This is a genomic window from Sphingobacterium sp. UBA5639 (assembly GCF_002421245.1).
Classification (GTDB): domain Bacteria; phylum Bacteroidota; class Bacteroidia; order Sphingobacteriales; family Sphingobacteriaceae; genus Sphingobacterium; species Sphingobacterium multivorum.
The window spans coordinates 82469-102404 of record NZ_DIJR01000037.1 but is presented as its reverse complement, the minus strand read 5'-3'; the positions used below and the strand labels follow the sequence as shown (position 1 = coordinate 102404).

Below are 19936 nucleotides of genomic sequence, written 5' to 3'. Positions count from 1 at the left end.
ATGGTGGATGTATCAATAATATTAGTAAATTATAATACTTATGAACTTGTTTTAAGCTGTATATCATCAATAAAAGAAAAAACATCTTCTGAATTAAAATATGAGATTATTATTGTTGACAATATGTCACAAGATCGAAACATTGAGAATGTAACTAATCTTTTTTCAGATGTTTTATTCGTTCAAAGCTCTTCCAATAGAGGCTTCGGTAGTGGAAATAATTTAGGGGTCTTGTATGCAAAGGGTTCATATGTTCTATTTTTAAATACTGATACTCTCCTTATTAATGATGCGGTTTCAATATTGTATTCTTATATGAAGAATAATGAAAAGGTAGGTGTATGTGGTGCGAACTTATATTCAAAAGAAGGTGAATATGCTACATCATTTTCGCAGATTCCACCATCATTGTTAGCTGATTTTGATTATTTGTTTTTTAATATTTTTAGTAAACTGCTCTATCGAAACTGTGTTAATTATAATGTGACTAATTCTCCTATTAGAGTTCGGGGAACAATATCTGGAGCTTGTTATATGGTTTCTCGTAATGTTTTCAATAAAATAGGGGGGTTTGATGAGGATTTTTTTATGTACTATGAAGAGACAGAATTATCTCATAGAATTATGAGATCAGGATTGAAATTAATCAATCATCCTGAGGCTAAAGTAATTCATTTGGAGGGAGGTTCAGAGCAGGTCAAATCACGAGCATTGGATTGGACTTTAGAAAGCAAATTAAAATTTTTCAATAAAACAGGTCGATTTTGGCAATACCATATTTCTAATTTAGTTAATTATGTTGTTTTTTTGCAGAGGTTTTTTTTGTTTAAACTAATAAACAATAGGGAAAAAATTGCATATTGGAAATCGATGATGAAATGGGCGAATTCAAAGTTTTTTAAGAATAAATGATTTATTTCCTTATACCTATATGTTTGTTGCTTTTTGGAATTCGTTATGAATATCCTGATAAAAAGCATTTGCATAGTGTGATGTTTAGTATTTCGCTAATTATCTTGATCTTGTTCGCAGGCTTGCGTGGGGATATTGAACCAGATTATATTAGTTACAAGGATATTTATGATAAGGCAGGTCAATCTATCAATGCAAACGTTGAGATTGGTTATTATCTGTTTAACGTAGTTATGCATTCTCTTGGATTGGGATTTCAATGGGTGATTTTTTTCTGTGCTATTTTTAGTTTAGTTCCAAAGTTTTATTTCTTTAAGAATCATAGCAGTAATTATTTCATCGTGCTTGCATTCTATTACTGTTCGGTTTTCTTTTTATTTGATTTTATTGCTATACGCCAAGCTATCGCCATCGGAATTTTTATGGTATCCATCCCTTTTATCATAGAGCGGAAAATATCAATATATTTATTTTTGATAATGATCGCGAGTTTATTTCATTTATCTGCGCTAGTTCTTGTACCTCTTTATTTTATAATGCATCGATCATTCTCTAAGTTGTTGATGTTTTGTCTTTTAGTTGTCTGTTCTATTATTAATATTTTAAAAGTTAAAATTGGACTTTTAGATTATCTATTGTCTTTTGTCTCTTTACCAGGATTTGCTGCGGCAAAGATGGATATATATTCTTTAGATGATGAATTTGCGGCTCTATCAATTAAACAGCTTGTATTAGGTTTTTTATTTGTTTTTTATGCTGATAAGTTTAAGTCAAATAGTATTTTAAAAGCTTTATTAAATGCATATATTTTAGGGGTTTTAATAGCGACTTTTCTAAATGATATTCCTCAGTTTGCTTATCGTATCAAGTCTTATTTTTTATGGGCCGATGTAATATTATTGGTTGAAATTGTTCGTATTTGGTCAAAATCTAATAAAAGGAAGACTATTCCATTGTATATTTTATTTGTGGCATTTTATTGTTATACATTATATGGTTTCTTGGATTCAATTTCGCAACGTGGAATTTTTAAAGATTTTATTTATCCATATGTGCCATTCGTATGGCCAATATTTTAATCAAATGAATAAACCCTCTATACTTTTTTATTTTAATAGCATGACTCCTGCGGGAGGCATAGAAAGGGTGATAGCCACTCTTGCTAATAAATTTTCTGAATTTATGAAAGTTACTATTTTGGTAAAGGATAAGGCATTTAGCCATTATTATTTAAAGGAGGAAATAACTTTGCTCAGTTTGGAAAATGAAATTCGTTTTAATATGAATAATAGGTTAAGTCGATTGTTGGAAGTGAGTAAAAATTTTATCTCTAGCCAGAGAAAGCTCCGAGAATTTTTGACGAGTCAATCTTACGACTACTATTATGTTGCACATCCTATGAATGTATTGGAACTTCATATAGCTAGAGGAATTGATAATAAAGTTGTAATTTCAGAGCATGGAGATATTGATGCTTATAATTTTTTTTATAAAAGAATAAAAAAGCTTCTATACAACCGTGCGAAAGCATATGTAGTGCCAACTAAAACAGATACTTCAAAATATAGTACTTTAGGTTATCGAGCGATTTATATTCCTCATTTTAGATCAGATCTACCTTATCGAAGAAGCCTACAGAATAAAAATACCGCTATTAGCATTGGCAGGATGACGCAAGCCAAAAGGCAATGGATACTAATTAATCTATGGGATAGAATAGTTAATATTCATCAGATTCGAGATTGGATGTTATATATTATAGGTGATGGTAATCTTAAATCAAGTTTGCAACAGCAGATTGATGATCTAGGAATAGGGAACTATGTCAAACTTTTGCCACCCAAAAAGGAAGTTGAGGATTATTATAATAACGCATCCTTTTTTTTATTGACTTCAAAGTCAGAGGGGTTTGGCATGGTTATTTTAGAGGCTATGTCATTTGGAGTTCCTTGTATAAGTTATGATTGCCCTTCTGGCCCGAGAGATATGATTAGAAATAAAAAAGATGGATATTTAGTTGAACAGGATAATTTTAATGAATTAGAGCGAGCAACTTTAGAGTTGATAAAAAATAGAGAAAAGATGATATCGTTTGGGGAAGCATCTTTTATTTCTAGTGAGCGATGGTCTGAAAAAAATATATTAAAAAAATGGAAAAGGATATTGAGTTAAAATCAATTTCGGTTATAATTCCGATGTATAACGCAGAATTTACAGTTGAAAGAGCTTTAATGTCTGTTATTCATCAAAATTATTGTGGGCATATCGAAGTCATAATTGTAAATGATGGTTCCAAAGATGATTCGGTAAAGGTAGTTGAAAGAATTAAAATCCAACATTCATTATTTGATATAAAATTAATAAACCAAGAGAATGGAGGCGTCTCAAAAGCAAGAAATACAGGACTTAAAATAGCTTCTGGAGCCTATTTAGCATTCCTTGATGCAGACGATGAGTGGATGGCAAATAAGTTAAGTTGTCAAATTCCATATCTTGACAATGGATTCGGAGACTTCGTTAGTTGTTTGCGAAATGATGATATTTTAAGTTGGCCATATAGGGTCGAAGATTACAACTTTTCATACGTAACATTAACGCAATTGCTATATAAAGTAGTTGGTCAGACATCTACTGCAGTTTTTAAAAGACATATTTTTGAAGAATTAGGAGGCTTTGACGAAAACCAGCGATATTCTGAGGATGCAAATTATTGGATGAAAATTGCAAAAAATTTCAAAATGATAATTATAAATGAGAAATTAGTTTTAACCGGAGGAGGAAAGCCTTCTGTTGGACATAGTGGTTTGTCTGCAAATATCAATGCTATGGAAGATGGCGTTCAGAAAAATATTGAAGAAATGAGACAATTAAAGTATATCAATTTCAGTTCTTTTTTGTTCTTTAAAATATTTTCAAAACTTAAATTTTTTGTTAGAAAGATAAAGTTAAGAGTTAAGTCATGATTTATAAGATTTTTTGGTTTTTAAGAGGTTTATTATACAGTTTTTTTTTCGGTAAATTTGGATTGTACAGTTATTTGGGAAAACCAATATTTATACACAATATTCATCAAATTTATATTGGGAATAGAGTGCGTATTTTCCCTAATAATAGAATGGAAGTACACGGAAAAAATTCACGCATTATTATACAAGATAATGTGGGTATTGCCCAAAATGTACATATAACATCAGGCGGTGATTTAATTATTGGTAAAGGTTCAACAATACTAGCTAACGTATTCATTACTAACATCGATCATGAATACAATGTAATTGATAAACCTATTTTAGAACAGGGAATGTCTATAAGAGAAACAAGCATTGGAGAAAATTGTTTCATCGGTATTGGGGCTGCAATACAAGCTGGAACAATTCTTGGTAAACATTGTATAGTTGGAGCTAATTCTGTGGTTCGTGGTATATTTCCTGATTATTGTGTAATTGTTGGTGCTCCTGCAAGGATCGTTAAGAAATATAATTTTACTTCTAAAATATGGGAAAAAGTGTAAAATTTATAATTTTAGTACTTGAGGTTCTTTTTTCTTTAAGTGTATTTGCTGATAAAAAAATCGATTTGGTAATAAAAGGCGAAGTATGTTATGATATAATTATCCCGGATAATGCTAGCTTTGTCGAAATAAATGCGGCAAATCAACTTCGTAGACACTTATATAATTTAGGAAAAAGAGATTTTTTGATAAAGAGAGAAAGCCAAGCTAGTGTTTTGAGTAAGATTTTTGTTGGGAATTCAAAATCTTACACTAGTCTTTTTGGAAATATCAGAGATATAGTCGGGGTAGACGGGATTGTTATTAAATTAAAAAACAATAATTTATATATAAATGCAAATGGTGACCGTGCGATACTCTATGGTGTATACGAATTTCTTGAAGAGTTTATTAAAATAAAGTTTCTAACACCAAAGGATTTTGTTTATCCAAAGTACTCAAATGATAATCTTCAAATAGATATTAATGATTATTCATTTACTCCGCCGTTTTATTACAGAAGTCATCATATATATAATGCTATTTATAATGAAGAGTTTGCTGCAATCTTGAAGCAAAATGGAGAGTTTCAGCATACAAATATTAATTGGGGTAAGATAAATAAAATTTTGGGTTGGAGTCATACTTTTGATTCGATTTTTCCTTATGAAAAATACGGAAGAGTCCATCCAGAATGGTTTTTTGATTCTCAGACAGGAAAGCGCTTTATCGAGTACAAAACAAACATTTCGGGGCAATCTGTGCAACCCGATATTCAGAATAAGGAAGTAAGGAACATTTTTACCCAAAATATTCTTTCATTGATAAAGCGGTTTCCGGATCAAGATATTATCTCTATTTCACAGAATGATAATAAGTTTTTCCCTGTCTATAATAGAAAATCTTCTGCATCTGATGAATTAATTAATTTTGTAAATTATATTTCCACTCAAGTCGCAAAGTATTATCCCCAAAAAATTATTGAGACATTAGCTTATTATTCGACAGAGGCACCTCCGCTCAATGTAAAACCAAATTCAAATGTTATTGTTAGGTTTGCTCCTATAGATGGGGATATGGGATATTCTATTAATAATCCACGGAATTTGGAAACTAAAGAAAAGGTCATTGCTTGGTCTAAAATAGCGAAGCAAATGTATTTTTGGGGCTACAATACGAATTTCAAATATCCTGTTCTTCCATATCCGAGTTTAAGAAAAAGTAGTGAAGATCTTAGGTACTTAGCAGAAAATAAGTTTAGTGGAATATTTATACAAGATAATACAAATCCGTCAGAGGGCTATGGTTTCTTTTTAGACATGCAAGCATGGGTCATGGGGAAACTATTATGGAATCCTGAGCTGGATCGTGAAGACCTGATCAATGAGTTTTTCAATGCTTACTATCAAGAAGCTGCACAACCACTCTTAGATTACTATACAATGGTTGAAGAGAGATTCTTTGAATCTAAGCTGAAGCTTAATTCTTTTGAGGATAACTATAGTTATATTGATGCTAAATTCATTTTAAGTGGTGAAACACTTTTTGATGAAGCTGAAAAGAAGGCCCAATCTTCAGTTATAAGAGAGCGGGTTCAGAAGGAAAGAATTTCTTTTAATCTTCTCCAAATTTATCTCGGTTTAAAAAAACAAGTGTGGATGAACGAATTTTTTAAGGATTTATATAATAAGAAATATGACAATCAATATGTAGATTATTCTATAAAACGATATTTAGGAGATATTATATTGTCTTTTGCAAGAAATGGTTTGCCAAATGATATTAATTCTAAAGAGGTAAAAGGTGTTGATAATCAGTTTTTTGATTTTGAGGAAAATAGTTTTGTTTTGTATAGAAAAGGAGACCTAACGAATTTGGAAACCGATCTTGATGCAGAAAATATGTTGGTTGCATCAATTTTTGGAAAGACAAATGATTGGGCGCTGCAGCTTCCTCTAGATAATATCCAAATGTTAGCGAATCAAATGGCGAATATATCTGTTCGACTAAAACTTGTGCCATTAAATAGTGTTAACAAATCGGCTATGTTAAGGATTGGAATTTTTGATAAAAGGAAAAATAGAACGATTTTAGAGAAAAGATATGACGCAAAAGATATACCAGAAGGTAAATTTATACACCTAGAAGTAGGTAATGAGAAAATAAATAGTGATGTTAGCATTTATTTAGTTTTCGAAGATGAACAGAGGAATTTTGAAAAAATATTAATAGATAAAATACAAATAAAATGCAAATAAATAAAATTTTGAAAAATATACTAATTACCGGTGGGGCAGGATTTATAGGATCAAATTTGGCCTTAAAACTAATAGAAAAGGGGTATAATGTTACAGTTTTAGATAATTTATCACCTCAAATTCATGGTGATAATCCGAAAGAGAATTCTTCATTATATCTGAGTATCAAAGATAAAGTTAAGTTTATCTTTGGCTCAGTAACTAGTGAAATTGATTGGAAGGCTGCTTTGGTTGGCCAGGATGCTATCGTTCATTATGCTGCTGAGACTGGTACAGGTCAGTCAATGTATGAAGTAAAAAAGTATGTAGATGTTAATATTGGAGGAACGTCGATCTTACTAGATTTATTAGTAAATACCGAACACACGATAAAGAAGGTAGTGGTCGCTTCCTCAAGATCTATTTACGGAGAAGGTAAATATATAAGTGAAGAGCTCGGAGCAGTTTATCCTACCCAAAGGACGGCAAGCTATATGGATATGGGAGATTTTGATGTAAAGTACGATGGTGCATCTAAACTTCGATTGGTTGGTACTGATGAAGAGTCTAAAATACATCCCTCTTCAGTTTATGGTATAACAAAGCAAAATCAGGAACAGATGATAATGACTGTTTGCCCGACGGTTGGAATCGCAGCAGTAGCATTTCGTTATCAAAATGTTTATGGTCCTGGTCAATCTCTAAAAAATCCCTACACAGGAATTTTATCTATTTTTTCTACACAAATCAAAAATGGCAATGGAATCAATATTTTTGAAGATGGTAACGAATCACGGGATTTTGTATTTATTGATGATGTTGTAGATGCTACAATTTTGGGGTTGGAAAAAGATGAAGCAAATAATAATGTCTTTAATGTAGGTACTGGTGTAGCGACAGATGTTTTGACTGTAGCGAATCAATTGATCAAGAATTATGGCATTGAGGTTCCCGTCACCATTTCTGGGAATTATCGTTTGGGAGATATTAGACATAATTATGCTGATCTGTGTAAGATAAATCGTTTATTAAATTTCAAGCCTAAAGTATCATTTGAGATAGGTTTACAGAAATTTACTGAATGGGTAAATACTCAATCTATACAAGAGGATCAATACCAGAAATCTATAGAAGAAATGAAAGCAAAAGGATTATATAAGTAAAAATGATAACCAATCAATTAAAGAATAAAAAGATTCTTTTCTTATGTGTGAGAACATTTGGTTTAGAGAACCAAATTATTGCAAAACTCAAAAGTTATGGTGCTGATGTTGTTTTTTATGATGAACGAATTAAGGACACTAACTTAACAAAAGCTATCATACGCGTAAAGAAAAGTCTTTATAAATCAAAAATCGAGCGTTATTATAAGCGAATTCTTCTTGAGACAAAAGATATTGATTTTAGCTATTTGTTGGTTGTCCGGGGAGAAGTAGTGCCTGTATTTTTTTTGGAAGAATTTAAAAAACAACATCCTTCTTGTTGTTTAATCTTTTATAATTGGGATTCGTTTCGAAATACTCCCAATACTTCAAATCATCTCCACTTGTACGATAGAAAATTTTCTTTTGATCCTGGTGATGCAAAAAAATTTGGTATTAATTTTCGACCACTCTATTTTATTGATAGCTACAGCCAAATTAGTGGATCCGTTAGTAAAAGATATGATCTATTATTTTTAGGTACAGCTCATTCTGATCGTTATGTCATAAGCTCTCAAATAAAAGAGTATTTTGAGAATCATGGACGATCAGCATTTTGTTACTATTTTATGCATAGTAAATGGGTTTATCATTTCAAAAGATTATTTGATAAAACGTTTAAGAATTTTGATATCAAAAAAATTAGTTTTAAGTCTCTTACAATTCATGAGATGTTATCCCTTTATGAACAGTCAAATGTAATTTTGGATATCAATCACCCTATGCAAAAGGGACTTACTATGAGGACATTTGAGTCGATTGGAGCGCAAAAGAAATTAATTACAACGAACAGTGAAATTGTGAAGTTTGACTTTTTCAATAGTGATAATATATTTGTCTTGGATCGTGATAATATAAATGTAGATTTGGAGTGGTTGGATAAACCTTATCAACCTATAGATAGAGAGATTTATCATAGGCTTTCAATATCCGGATGGCTCTACAATTTATTTTTGGATGAAGACAGTTCTTATTGGAGTGATTTTATATAATGTTTATATTATGAAAATACAAATAACAGGCTTGTCTGGATTCGTTGGAGAAAATCTTTTTAGATATCTATCAATAAAAGGAATCGAAATAGAGAGAATTTCCCTAAGAAAGAAAGATTGGCATGTACATATACCTGTGTCAGCCGATGCAATAATTCACTTGGCTGGCAAGGCACACGATACGTCTAATACTTCGAGTTCTGACGAGTATTTCGAAGTAAATAGGGATTTGACAATCGAACTTTTTAAAAAATTCTTAAGTTCTGATATTTGCGACTTCTTTTACTTTTCCTCTGTAAAAGCAGTTGCCGATACAGTTGACGGTGTACTTGCTGAAGATGTGCAACCAAAACCTTTGACACCCTATGGCAAATCGAAATTAGAAGCCGAACAATTTCTATTAAGCCAGACCCTGCCTCTAGGAAAGCGACTTTTTATTATGCGGCCATGTATGATTCATGGACCAGGAAATAAAGGGAATTTAAATTTATTATATAAGGTTGTTGATAAAAATATTCCTTGGCCATTATCGGCATTTCATAATCAGCGTTCTTTCTTAAGCATAGATAATTTATCTTATATCATTTACAAAATGCTTACTGACCAATCTGTACCATCTGGTGTTTATAACGTCGCCGATGATGAATCCTTATCGACAAATGATTTGGTTTCATTAATTGCAGCTACTCTTGGAAAAAAGGAACATTTATGGCATATTTCTCCCGGTTTTATTAAATCAATGGTAAGGATAGGAGATATTTTACCACTACCGCTAAATTCAGAACGTCTAAAAAAGCTGACAGAATCGTATGTGGTTTCAAATCAAAAAATTAAAACAGCTTTAGGTGTTGACAAGCTGCCTTTGTCAGCAAAGGAAGGACTTATCAAAACTATTTTATCATTTAAAGTATCTAAATAGGACATGTTGTATCTAATTATTGTTGCTCTACTTTTTGTCCTCGAACTGCTCTACTTCAAGATAGCGGATCGCTTTAATATTATTGATAAGCCCAATCAGCGTTCTTCCCATTCAATAATAACACTTCGTGGTGGTGGCATAGTCTTTTATTTTGGAGCGCTGGCATACTTTATCTGGTCTGGTTTTCAATTCCCCTGGTTTTTCTTAGGGCTAACAATGATGACCATTGTGTCTTTTTTAGACGATGTATTTACGCTATCGAACAAGATACGCTTGCTGGTGCATTTTGCGTCGGTATTACTAATGGCCTACCAACTGAATGTATTTGCAATGCCATGGTATTTTTTGATCATAACCTTTATCATTGTGGTTGGTGTGATTAATGCCTACAATTTTATGGATGGTATCAATGGCATTACGGCCTGTTATAGTTTAGCTGTTGGTGGGCTCCTTATGCTTGTAAACAAGCAGCTTGATTTTATACCACAAGAATTGCTAGTATTTACTTTATTGGGCGTTTTAGTATTTACCTTCTTTAATTTTCGTACAAAAGCGAAATGCTTCGCTGGTGATGTTGGTTCTGTGGCGATAGCCTATATCTTATTATTTGCTCTAGGAGCTCTTATATTAAAAACAGGCAATTTAATTTACATCCTATTTTTGTCCATATATGGCATTGATGCTGTTTGGACGATACTACGGCGATTAACGTTAAAAGAAAATATTTTTGAAGCTCATCGCTCTCATTTATATCAGTATATGGGGAATGAAGCTGGTATCAATAAGTTACTGATTTCTTTTCTCTATGGAGTTACTCAGTTTGGAATTGGGCTTGCCGTCATTGAATTTTCAAATAAGAGCTATGATATTCAAATTTATTTCTCTCTTGGCCTACTTTTTGTTTTAAGTGTTGTATATTTAATTTTGAAAAAATATATTATTACTAGCTATGTAAAATAGCTCTTTTTTTTTCTAAATTTTGTAGAAATTTTTTTAAAATAAAGGGGAACTTGAAAGCATTATTTTGACCTTTTGATTTACAAAAATGATTAACCTTTGGAGGGAGGGGCTGTTACTGAACAAGCCTCGGTGGATGGTCCTATTAGTGGATATGCTCATTGTAAGCACTAGCTTTGGTATGAGCTATATCCTTATTTTCAAACATAGAGGAATCGTTGACCTAAACAATTTATTTGGTCAGTTGATTATCGTATGCACAGTTTACCTTGTTTGGTTTTTGATCTTCGGGACATTTAAAAGTGTCATGCACAAAACAGGAATACGGGACCTTCAGCAACTTGTTGTTGCGCTTGTTTTGGCTTATATTTCTGTTGAGTTACTTAGTAAATTAATAGAATGGATAGTCCCTAAGAATACCATATTGCAAAGTATAGTGCCTTTTTCGGATACGCAACTTCTTTTTCATACTCTCATCGCTGGTTTTGGAATGACTTTCCTTAGGGTTCTTTATCGATCTATATACCATGAACTTGTGTGGAATCAGAAAGATAACCGTATACCTGTAATCCTCTTTGGTGCTGGGAATATGGGGAATACGACATTTCACTTTATTCACACGACCTCGCGCAATAAATATCGTATTGTGGCCATTCTGGACGACAAGCCAAGCCGTATTGGAAAACGCATTCAAGGATTTAAAGTTAGGGATATCAATTGTCTTAATAAAGCTTTTGTAAAGAAGCATGGAAACGCACATGAATTGATTATTGCGATTGACGACCATAATCCTCAACGTTTAGAGCATGTTTTCAAGTTGGCAGAACCAATTCCACTTATTGTAAAGATAATTCCTGACACGGCTAAATTACTTGCTGGAGAAGTTGCCACGAGGCAGATTAGAAGTCTCCGAATCGAAGATTTGCTTGGGCGTAAAGCGATTGATCTCGATAATCCGACAATTGCATCGGAAATGAAAGACCAAATTGTATTGGTAACTGGTGGCGCGGGTTCTATAGGCAGCGAACTTGTTCGGCAATTGGCACATACCGATCTGTTGAAACTTATTGTTGTAGACCAGGCAGAATCTGCACTTTACGAAATTCAGCAGGAACTTAGTTCCAATGTGAATTTCGACCGTTTTACCTTTATTGTTGGGGATATCCGGAATCAACCTTTTATGGAAACCGTTTTTCAAACATTTTTGCCTACTTATGTTTTTCATGCAGCAGCTTATAAGCATGTACCACTCATGGAGGCCAATCCGTATGAATCCATATTGACCAATGTGTGCGGATCGTATGCTTTAGCCAAATTGGCAGATAAGTATGAAGTTTCTAAATTCGTAATGGTTTCCACCGATAAGGCTGTCAACCCAACGAATGTAATGGGAGCCACAAAACGTGTGGCAGAGATAGCCGTATCAACAGTTAATAAATATTCTAAAACTAATTTTATCGTCACACGGTTTGGAAATGTTTTAGGTTCAAATGGATCAGTTATCCCACTTTTTGAAAGACAGATGCTCCATGGAGGTCCGTTGACCATTACAGACCCCAATATTACGCGGTATTTTATGACCATCCCCGAAGCCTGCCAATTGGTGCAGGAAGCAGCAGTGATGGGTAAAGGAGGGGAGATATTTGTATTTGATATGGGCGAACCTGTTAAAATTATGGAACTTGCCAAGCAGATGATCCGCCTAAAAGGATATAATTACCCAGAGGATATTGATATTAAGGTGGTGGGGTTACGACCTGGAGAAAAAATATTTGAGGAACTTTTGGCAAATGGAGAAAATACCGAGAAGACGTATCATGAAAAGATTATGATTGCCAAAGTAAATACCGCTGACTTAGATATGCAGAAAAGTAGAGTTGAATATCTATGTCAATATGTAGAAGATGCAAATCCTAGTGCAGATAAAATGGAACTTGTAAGATTGATAAAGCTAATTGTGCCCGAATATCGATCGCAGAATTCTGTATTTCAGACATTAGATAAATGAAAAATATGATGAATATAATACAAGGGGGAGTCGCCAAAGACCATAGAGGACAAATAAGATTTGTCAATGATTTTGACATGAGCCTTGTTAAGCGCTTTTATATTATCAAGAATCTAGATACAGAGTTGGTAAGAGGTTGGCGCGCTCATAAGATCGAACAACGCTGGTTTTATGTACTCTCTGGATCATTTTCCGTAGATTTGGTGAAAATTGACAATTGGGAAGTAGCCTCACCAGATCTTCCTGTCGATAATATGATTATGCCTGCTAGCAAATTGCGTGTGTTACACGTCCCTGCAGGCTACGGTACTGCTTTCAAAGCAATGGAACCTGATAGTGAATTGCTCGTATATTCCGACTATGGAATTGAACATGCGGCAAACGATGATCACACGTATCCCTTGGATTACTTTAAAAATAGAAAGCAATAAATTGATATTTAGTGCCCTTTAATTGGTTGCGAGGTAGTTCCTTGGTCAGCCTATTAAGTATTGCTAAAATGATGTTGTGTACGGAATAGATTATTGTATTAAAATGGGGCTATCTAAAAGATTTAGTAGCCCCTTAATTATTTATTAGTAACCCGGATTCTGTGTTAGTTTAGCTATTTTTTGAGCCGTCTTCAAACGTTCATAAGCCGTCTGCAATGCTTGTTCGGCATGTCTCTGTTTGGTAATATCCTTTCCAACAGCAATGACAGTTTTAGATTCAGCTGCAATAGTGGCAGACCATAACAACCATTTCAATTCCCCTTATCGGTCAAAAACCTTCCTGCAAAAGGCTCCATAGAATGGCCGCTGATTAAAGAATCGAAATCTTCACGGGCACGTTCTCTATCCGCTATATGGATAAACTGAAAAAGTGATGTGGAATACAATCTATCTTTTTGGTAGCCAAATAGATTGAAAAATGCTTTATTACACTTTTTAATATATCCATCAAAGCCAATAAGGCAATACCGCATCAATGATGGCGACAAGGTCCCGGCCATTTTCTATTGATGATTTATATCTTCCCTTGCTAAAGAAGGTTTCCTGATAGGCATGATTCTACTTTAGAACATGTGCCAGATTGGAAGTAAGCGCATGCAATTGTTAAAGAAGCGTTATTCCAAACGAGAAGTTTGCGAGAAATTAAATGTATCGCTTCAATTGAGGGTTCATGAGGTTGTGGAACATCCTTTATCCATGGTTTAGGAGGAGATGTGAGAAATTTTGGGCTAATTTGGGCAATAGGGAAAGCTATCGAATGCAGAATAGAAAAACGTTCTTGGACAAGTAAATTTTATAGCATACTTTTGGACTGGATTGTGTATTTATTAGTGCCAAAAATGCTGCACTCCAACTTACCAATTATGCTGCATTCTTAGTTACCATTTACAGCAAGGCACTTTGCATTAATGTGAAGAAAAAGAAATTAATAAAAAATTAATTTGAAACAGATAAAATGAAAGAAATTAAAAAAATAACTTGTATTGGGGCGGGTTATGTAGGAGGGCCTACCATGTCGGTCATTGCACAGAAAAATCCACATGTTACTGTTACTGTGGTCGACGTAAACACTGCGCGTATCGATGCTTGGAACGATGTTGACTTAGAAAAACTACCTGTTTATGAGCCTGGACTCGATACGGTTGTAGCAGAAGCGCGCGGGCGTAATCTTTTCTTTTCTACCGATGTGGAAAAGGCAATTGATGAGGCCGATATGATTTTTATTTCTGTCAACACACCGACGAAGACTTATGGTAAAGGTAAAGGTCAGGCGGCAGACTTAAAGTATATCGAGTTGTGTGCTCGTCAGATTGCTGCTGTTGCTAAATCCGATAAAATAGTTGTCGAGAAGTCCACTTTACCAGTTCGTACTGCTGCGGCTTTAAAGAGCATTTTGGACAATACGGGTAATGGTGTCAACTTCCAAATTCTTTCTAATCCTGAGTTTCTTGCTGAAGGTACTGCTATTACAGATTTGCACAATCCGGACCGTGTATTGATCGGAGGGGAGGATGCAAATGCGATCGAAGCCTTGGTACAGGTTTACGAAGCTTGGGTACCTCGCGAGCGTATCTTAACGACCAATTTATGGTCTTCGGAATTAGCTAAACTGGTTGCCAATGCGTTTTTGGCTCAACGTGTGTCATCTATTAATGCCATTTCAGAACTATGTGAGGTTACAGGTGCCAATGTGGATGAGGTATCGCGGGCCATTGGTCAAGATAGCCGTATCGGCCCTAAGTTTTTAAAGGCATCAGTCGGTTTTGGTGGTTCCTGTTTCCAAAAGGATATTTTGAACTTGGTATATATTGCGCGTTCTTACAATCTGACCGCCGTAGCAGATTATTGGGAACAGGTTATTATTTTAAACGATCACCAAAAATCACGTTTTGCACAAAATATTATTCAAACTATGTATAACACGGTCAATGGTAAGAAGATCGCTGTTTTGGGTTGGGCATTTAAGAAAGATACCAATGATACCCGGGAGTCTGCGGCCATTTATGTAGCGGATCATTTGTTGGAAGAGGAGGCCCATCTGGTGGTTTATGATCCTAAGGTTTCTTCAGAGCAGGTTTATAAAGATTTGGATTATTTCGGTACACGCTCGCCAGGTGAAAATCGTCGTTTAGTCACAGTAATCAATGATCCTTATGAAGCATTTCAGGGTGCACATGCTGTTGCGGTATTGACCGAATGGGATGAGTTTAAAGAATACGATTGGGCGAAGATTAAAAAAGAGATGAAAAAGCCGGCCTTTGTTTTTGATGGACGCAAAATATTGGATCGTACCCAGTTAAAGGATTTAGGATTTGATTACTATGCGATCGGTGAATAATCTAAGAAAAGGATATTTAGTAGTTGAACGTAGAGACGATTGGGTAGAAGTTCATAATTATATTGATGCAATGAACCAAGCAATTAAAAAACTAAAGGCATTGCCTTTTTCATCAAGATTAATTCGTGATACCCATCGAATTTTATTGCACAGTGTGCGTGGTGAGCACAAATTACCTGGCGAATTTCGAACAAGTCAAAATTGGATCGGTGGAGCCACTATCAACGATGCTACTTTTATACCACCAGTACATTCTTCTATTCCTGAATTAATGAATGATTTGGAGAAGTTCGCACATAATAAAGAATATTTTTTTCCTGATTTGTTGAAGGTTGCATTAATTCATTACCAATTTGAAACTATCCACCCTTTTCTTGATGGTAATGGCCGTGTAGGGCGTTTATTGATTACGCTTTATTTAGTAGATAAAGGAATTCTTAAAAAGCCTATTTTATATCTCTCGGATTTTTTTTGAACGAAACCGAGGTTTGTATTATGATAATTTAATGCGTGTTCGTACGCACAATGATATCAAGCAATGGTTGAAGTTTTTTCTGGTAGGCATTATAGAAACTGCAAAGAATGGAATTGCAACATTTGATGCAATTCTCAAATTAAAAAAGGAAAAAGAAGAAATAATTGAGAAGAATAGCACAAGAAGTCACCATATACTCAATATTTTAGACCACTTATATCAACGCCCAATCATTAACGCGCAACAGGTGTTAGATTTTACTGGCGTATCTATACCAAATGCCTACAAAATAATTGATGAAATGAAACAATACCATATCTTAAAAGAAATGACTGGAGGGAAAAGAGGGCAAATATTTATGTTTGATCCATATATTAAGTTATTTTAGTAGGAATATTGAAGATAAATTCAATAAAGTCGTATAAAGATTTTTAGTTATGATGCCTTAAATAGTGAACGTAAAGGAAATTTATATTTGGTATTGGATTCGGCAAATCGAAAGTCTAATCCAACGATAGCTAATACGCTGGTTTCTGAAGTTGCCAAATTGCGTACCTTGAAGTCTGCATTAAATGGTGCAGCTGATATAGCATGGATAACAAAAACTACAGAACAATTATTGGCCGTGTTAAAAAATAGAGATTTAAGGTATGAAGCTCTCCAACTAGCTGAACGGGTGAAGAAATCCAAAAACGGCTATTTGCTGCCTCCTACTGCTGCTGCAACTACTTTTTAGAGCATGACAGATAAATACCGTGGTAAAGTCGTAGTTGTGGACTTTTGGGCAAAGTGGTGCGCCCCATGCCGCTCCGGTATTGAATCGTCGCAAGGGAAACGCTTAAAACTCAAAGATAATCCGAATTTGGCGTTTGTTTTTGTGACCGACGTCGATAGAACTCCAGATATGGAGTTGTATAAAGATTATATCGTTAAAAATAGCATGTTTGAATCCTATCGGGTTTCTGCCGATGAATATAAAGCATTGCGTGAATTATTTAAGTTTAATGGAATTCCGAGGTATCTACTGATGGATCCTGAAGGTAGAATTAGAAGTGCTATTGCTGTAACAAATACGGTGCTGGATAGACTTCCTGATATTAAAATTTTGAAAGGGCTTGATCCTTCTAATATCAAAGGACAGGCGCTTTTTCATCGGGCATTGATGCATTTTACTCTTTTGCAGCTATATGCTGCGCCTTTTGATCAGAAAGGTGATAATAATGGGGCTGGCATACCGCTCAAGTTGACTGCTGATATCAATGACAAAACCAAGCGGTCAACAGTTGGGGAATGTTATCGTTCGGTTATTGAAGATTTGGAACAAGCGAGTGACTTGCTGCCACATGAACTGGGTATACTGCCAAGACCCAACAGGATTTCAGCCTTTGCTGCACTTTCACGCGTGTATTTGGCGATGGGAAGATTATGTGCAAGCAAAAAATTATGCGGATAAGGTATTGGGCAGTTATAAGACTTTGATGGATCTCAATACAATGAATGTCGATGCAGCTTATCCTTATCCAGCGATGAATGCTGAAACGTTATTTTTTGCATACTCAAACGGCTCGACCATGTTTATTGGGAGTCGAGGGTCGTACTTGACAATGGATTTACTTCAACTATATGAAACGCATGACTTGCGACTTCGGGCAAATTATAAAAAAGGAACAGATGGCTTCTCTACATTTAAAGGGCAGTATATGGGAACGGGGGCAGGGCTCTTTTTTGTAGGTATGACGACTTCTGAAGTATTATTAAATGCCGCTGAATGTAACGCACGATTGGGAAATGTTACCAGCGCATTGGAACAGTTAAATTATCTGTTGCAAAATCGGATTGAGAAGCAATTCTTTGTGCCTGTAACGGAAACTAACTCCGAAGCTTTGTTGAAAATAATAATTAGGGAGCGGCGTAAAGAGTTGGTTCGTAGAGGGCTAAGGTGGTCGGATTTGAGACGGTTGAATAAAGACGAACGTTTTAAAAAGGAAATTGTCCGTGAGGTAACCGTTGACGGAAAAACTGAACAATTCAAACTCTTGCCCAATAGCAGGGATTACATTTTTAATATTCCAGCCGAGGTTAAAAATATGACCGGTATGGAATAATCGTAAGAAACTAGCGAAGGGTAGTTCCTTCGTTAGTTAGCGCAGTAATCTGCCCTGGATGTATGACTTTTAGGTACGTAGTTGTATGATTTTTTGTGCGATGGCGACCGGTCTTCATTTTTGGTACGAGAGGTCTAATTTCAGGGGCGAATGCCAAATATGGGAGGATCTGCCTGCAGCTGCTAAGGACTAGGTTCCCGGAAAAAAAAAGGTTTTCAAACTGTAAAGAATGAAAACCTTTGGAATGGTAAGATCTTAACCTGATAAATTCTTTAGATTAAATCATTGGGATCACCATCTAAATTTCTATCGTATCTCGCACGTACACGTCGGGCACGCTCGCGCTCCGCAGCAAATTCATCTGCCTTTGATCCCGGGCTATAAAATGTATCTTCATTAAAATGTGGATGTTGATAAAAATCGTGGTCATATACACTAGATCCTACCGTAAATCCGACATCACCTGTTCCCTCATAAATATGGCGAATGGATAATTCAGTATCCGGATCCAGGTTATTTTCACGGTAGGCCGGTAGTCTGGTCAGACGGTCGGCAGTAACCGGTACTACCACGACTTCACCATCGTCGGCCGGATTATAGCGATAGTCTGTAGCAGGTTCCACGGGATCGATTTCATCTACCGGTAGTACGCCGCTGCGGTCGATGGGCTCCACGGTACCCGTTTCATCATTACTCGCCTGTATACGCTTCCCGTCATAAAGTGCAGCTACGCCAATGGGCACCAATATCTTTTTGTCGTCTTCAATAGGTAAATCTGCATCTTTCAGGTCAACAATAATATAGCGTACTTGTTGGCTTTGAGGGTCAAAAAGGAGGTCATCCACCTCACCTAGCGATTGTCCGGCCTGATTTTTCACCTTCCAGCCTCTAATATCTGGTTCACCATCAACGATTTCATAATCGCTTCCTCCTAATTCGATTAAATGGTTGTATTTTTTTTCTTCTAATGCCATGTCTTTAAATTTTTGAGTTCAAAACTTTAGGTTTCTATTTATTGCGAAAAACCACGATCTCTACATTTCGGTTTTGATTTTTTCCGCTTGCGCTTGCATTGTCAGCCACAGGAGCATTTTCTCCACGTGAATGTACGCTTACTTTGCTTTGGTCAATTCCACCTTGACTAACCAACCAGTCCTTCACGGCAGTAGCACGTTCCATGCCCAGTTGCTTGTTGTGGGATGCCGTGCCGGTAGAATCCGTATTCCCAAATACGCCTACATAGGCACCTTGAAAATCTTTATTCAAAGCCGATGAAATTTGTTTAAGTTTCGCCTCGGAATTGCTTTGTATGGCGCTTTGGTCAGTGGCAAATAATATATTTTCGCCAAGCGAGTAAATGGTATAGCCATCACTGGAGCGTACGCGAATATCTTTGTCCGTGATGTTCGGGTCCGAAGATTCAGCACTATTGAAATCTACTGAATTCCAGCTTGGTTCCGTTGTTGCAAGGGTATCCCCGCCCATATCGCCCTGATCTGTTACCATGCCGGTGCTGTCCCTGGCATCAGCGACATCGGATGCACTGTTATTACGATTTACAAAAAACAAGATTATTGCCAATGCAATAAGTGCGAGTAGAAGCCAAAGCCACCATGGTGCTCCGCTTTTAGGTTTTACTTCTAAATGTGCCATATAGCTATTATTTTTTCTAGGAGAACACCTAAATTCTATCTTCGGTTTTAAAAGTTTTTTTATGGCACATACAAAATAGGGGGCTACCGCTAAACTTAAGAGAGGATGTAAGACGGATGGAAGATAAAAATTTAGATTAAAAATTTGATTTTCAAAT

The 19936-nt window shown here is 35.3% G+C and carries 22 protein-coding genes; 18 read left to right on the top strand and 4 right to left on the bottom strand.

All coding sequences use genetic code 11. The annotated features are described in order from the left end of the window. From B4Z90_RS23970 to B4Z90_RS23915, 12 genes are all read left to right on the top strand, one after another. Positions 1-912, top strand: a complete 912-nt coding sequence (locus tag B4Z90_RS23970) for a glycosyltransferase family 2 protein (protein WP_286709914.1) — start codon at positions 1-3, stop codon at positions 910-912. Continuing rightward, positions 909-1991, top strand: coding sequence for an EpsG family protein (locus B4Z90_RS23965; RefSeq protein ID WP_286709913.1), 1083 nt, complete (start codon positions 909-911; stop codon positions 1989-1991). Before B4Z90_RS23970 ends, B4Z90_RS23965 begins: the two co-directional genes overlap by 4 nt. A gap of 4 nt (positions 1992-1995) precedes the next feature. Next, the gene (locus B4Z90_RS23960; protein ID WP_286709912.1) at positions 1996-3084 is read left to right on the top strand and encodes a glycosyltransferase family 4 protein; all 1089 of its coding nucleotides are present in this window, start codon (positions 1996-1998) and stop codon (positions 3082-3084) included. Continuing rightward, positions 3063-3875, top strand: a complete 813-nt coding sequence (locus B4Z90_RS23955) for a glycosyltransferase family 2 protein (RefSeq protein WP_286709911.1) — start codon at positions 3063-3065, stop codon at positions 3873-3875. The genes B4Z90_RS23960 and B4Z90_RS23955 overlap by 22 nt, the downstream gene beginning before the upstream one ends. Next, the gene (locus B4Z90_RS23950) at positions 3872-4423 is read left to right on the top strand and encodes an acyltransferase (protein WP_286709910.1); all 552 of its coding nucleotides are present in this window, start codon (positions 3872-3874) and stop codon (positions 4421-4423) included. The genes B4Z90_RS23955 and B4Z90_RS23950 overlap by 4 nt, the downstream gene beginning before the upstream one ends. After that, positions 4408-6660 carry a DUF4838 domain-containing protein gene (locus tag B4Z90_RS23945; protein WP_286709909.1) on the top strand — a complete coding sequence of 751 codons (2253 nt, stop codon included), beginning with the start codon at positions 4408-4410 and terminating at the stop codon, positions 6658-6660. Before B4Z90_RS23950 ends, B4Z90_RS23945 begins: the two co-directional genes overlap by 16 nt. Continuing rightward, on the top strand, positions 6651-7802 hold the full coding sequence (locus tag B4Z90_RS23940; protein WP_286709908.1) for an NAD-dependent epimerase/dehydratase family protein: 1152 nt from the start codon (positions 6651-6653) through the stop codon (positions 7800-7802). The genes B4Z90_RS23945 and B4Z90_RS23940 overlap by 10 nt, the downstream gene beginning before the upstream one ends. Before the next feature lie 2 nt (positions 7803-7804). After that, positions 7805-8833, top strand: a complete 1029-nt coding sequence (locus tag B4Z90_RS23935; RefSeq protein ID WP_286709907.1) for a hypothetical protein — start codon at positions 7805-7807, stop codon at positions 8831-8833. Next, positions 8799-9752: an NAD-dependent epimerase/dehydratase family protein gene (locus B4Z90_RS23930; RefSeq protein ID WP_286803537.1), complete on the top strand. Its 954-nt coding sequence runs from the start codon at positions 8799-8801 to the stop codon at positions 9750-9752. The genes B4Z90_RS23935 and B4Z90_RS23930 overlap by 35 nt, the downstream gene beginning before the upstream one ends. Before the next feature lie 3 nt (positions 9753-9755). Next, on the top strand, positions 9756-10712 hold the full coding sequence (locus B4Z90_RS23925) for an MraY family glycosyltransferase (RefSeq protein ID WP_286709905.1): 957 nt from the start codon (positions 9756-9758) through the stop codon (positions 10710-10712). Positions 10713-10797: 85 nt separating this feature from the next. Further along, entirely contained in the window at positions 10798-12717 is a 1920-nt protein-coding gene (locus B4Z90_RS23920; RefSeq protein ID WP_286803535.1) for a polysaccharide biosynthesis protein, read from the top strand. A gap of 5 nt (positions 12718-12722) precedes the next feature. Then, a complete protein-coding gene (locus B4Z90_RS23915) occupies positions 12723-13148 on the top strand; it encodes a WxcM-like domain-containing protein (protein ID WP_286803533.1) in 426 nt (141 codons plus the stop codon). Positions 13149-13292: 144 nt separating this feature from the next. Here B4Z90_RS23915 and B4Z90_RS23910 read toward each other — a convergent pair whose 3' ends face one another. Both B4Z90_RS23910 and B4Z90_RS25260 read right to left on the bottom strand, forming a co-directional pair. After that, on the bottom strand, positions 13293-13463 hold the full coding sequence (locus B4Z90_RS23910; RefSeq protein WP_286803532.1) for a hypothetical protein: 171 nt from the start codon (positions 13461-13463) through the stop codon (positions 13293-13295). Beyond that, positions 13460-13681 carry a PAS domain-containing protein gene (locus B4Z90_RS25260; protein WP_376745398.1) on the bottom strand — a complete coding sequence of 74 codons (222 nt, stop codon included), beginning with the start codon at positions 13679-13681 and terminating at the stop codon, positions 13460-13462. Before B4Z90_RS25260 ends, B4Z90_RS23910 begins: the two co-directional genes overlap by 4 nt. A 482-nt stretch (positions 13682-14163) precedes the next feature. Here B4Z90_RS25260 and B4Z90_RS23905 point away from each other — a divergent pair, with 482 nt between their 5' ends. From B4Z90_RS23905 to B4Z90_RS23880, 6 genes are all read left to right on the top strand, one after another. Then, the gene (locus tag B4Z90_RS23905; RefSeq protein WP_286710447.1) at positions 14164-15546 is read left to right on the top strand and encodes a nucleotide sugar dehydrogenase; all 1383 of its coding nucleotides are present in this window, start codon (positions 14164-14166) and stop codon (positions 15544-15546) included. Beyond that, on the top strand, positions 15539-16021 hold the full coding sequence (locus tag B4Z90_RS23900; RefSeq protein ID WP_286710448.1) for a Fic family protein: 483 nt from the start codon (positions 15539-15541) through the stop codon (positions 16019-16021). The genes B4Z90_RS23905 and B4Z90_RS23900 overlap by 8 nt, the downstream gene beginning before the upstream one ends. A 13-nt stretch (positions 16022-16034) precedes the next feature. Further along, positions 16035-16409: a hypothetical protein gene (locus B4Z90_RS23895; protein WP_286803530.1), complete on the top strand. Its 375-nt coding sequence runs from the start codon at positions 16035-16037 to the stop codon at positions 16407-16409. A gap of 87 nt (positions 16410-16496) precedes the next feature. Beyond that, positions 16497-16757, top strand: coding sequence for a hypothetical protein (locus tag B4Z90_RS23890; protein WP_286710450.1), 261 nt, complete (start codon positions 16497-16499; stop codon positions 16755-16757). Between the two features lie 3 nt (positions 16758-16760). Beyond that, the gene (locus B4Z90_RS23885; RefSeq protein WP_286803529.1) at positions 16761-17474 is read left to right on the top strand and encodes a RagB/SusD family nutrient uptake outer membrane protein; all 714 of its coding nucleotides are present in this window, start codon (positions 16761-16763) and stop codon (positions 17472-17474) included. Next, positions 17449-18126 (top strand): RagB/SusD family nutrient uptake outer membrane protein, encoded by a 678-nt coding sequence (locus tag B4Z90_RS23880; RefSeq protein ID WP_286710452.1) that lies wholly within the window; start codon positions 17449-17451, stop codon positions 18124-18126. The genes B4Z90_RS23885 and B4Z90_RS23880 overlap by 26 nt, the downstream gene beginning before the upstream one ends. A 272-nt stretch (positions 18127-18398) precedes the next feature. Here the strand turns inward: B4Z90_RS23880 and B4Z90_RS23875 are convergent, their stop codons facing one another. Next, the gene (locus B4Z90_RS23875) at positions 18399-19100 is read right to left on the bottom strand and encodes a PRC-barrel domain-containing protein (protein ID WP_286803528.1); all 702 of its coding nucleotides are present in this window, start codon (positions 19098-19100) and stop codon (positions 18399-18401) included. 34 nt (positions 19101-19134) lie between these two features. Beyond that, positions 19135-19779, bottom strand: coding sequence for an OmpA family protein (locus B4Z90_RS23870; protein ID WP_159332653.1), 645 nt, complete (start codon positions 19777-19779; stop codon positions 19135-19137). Positions 19780-19936: the final 157 nt, after the last annotated feature.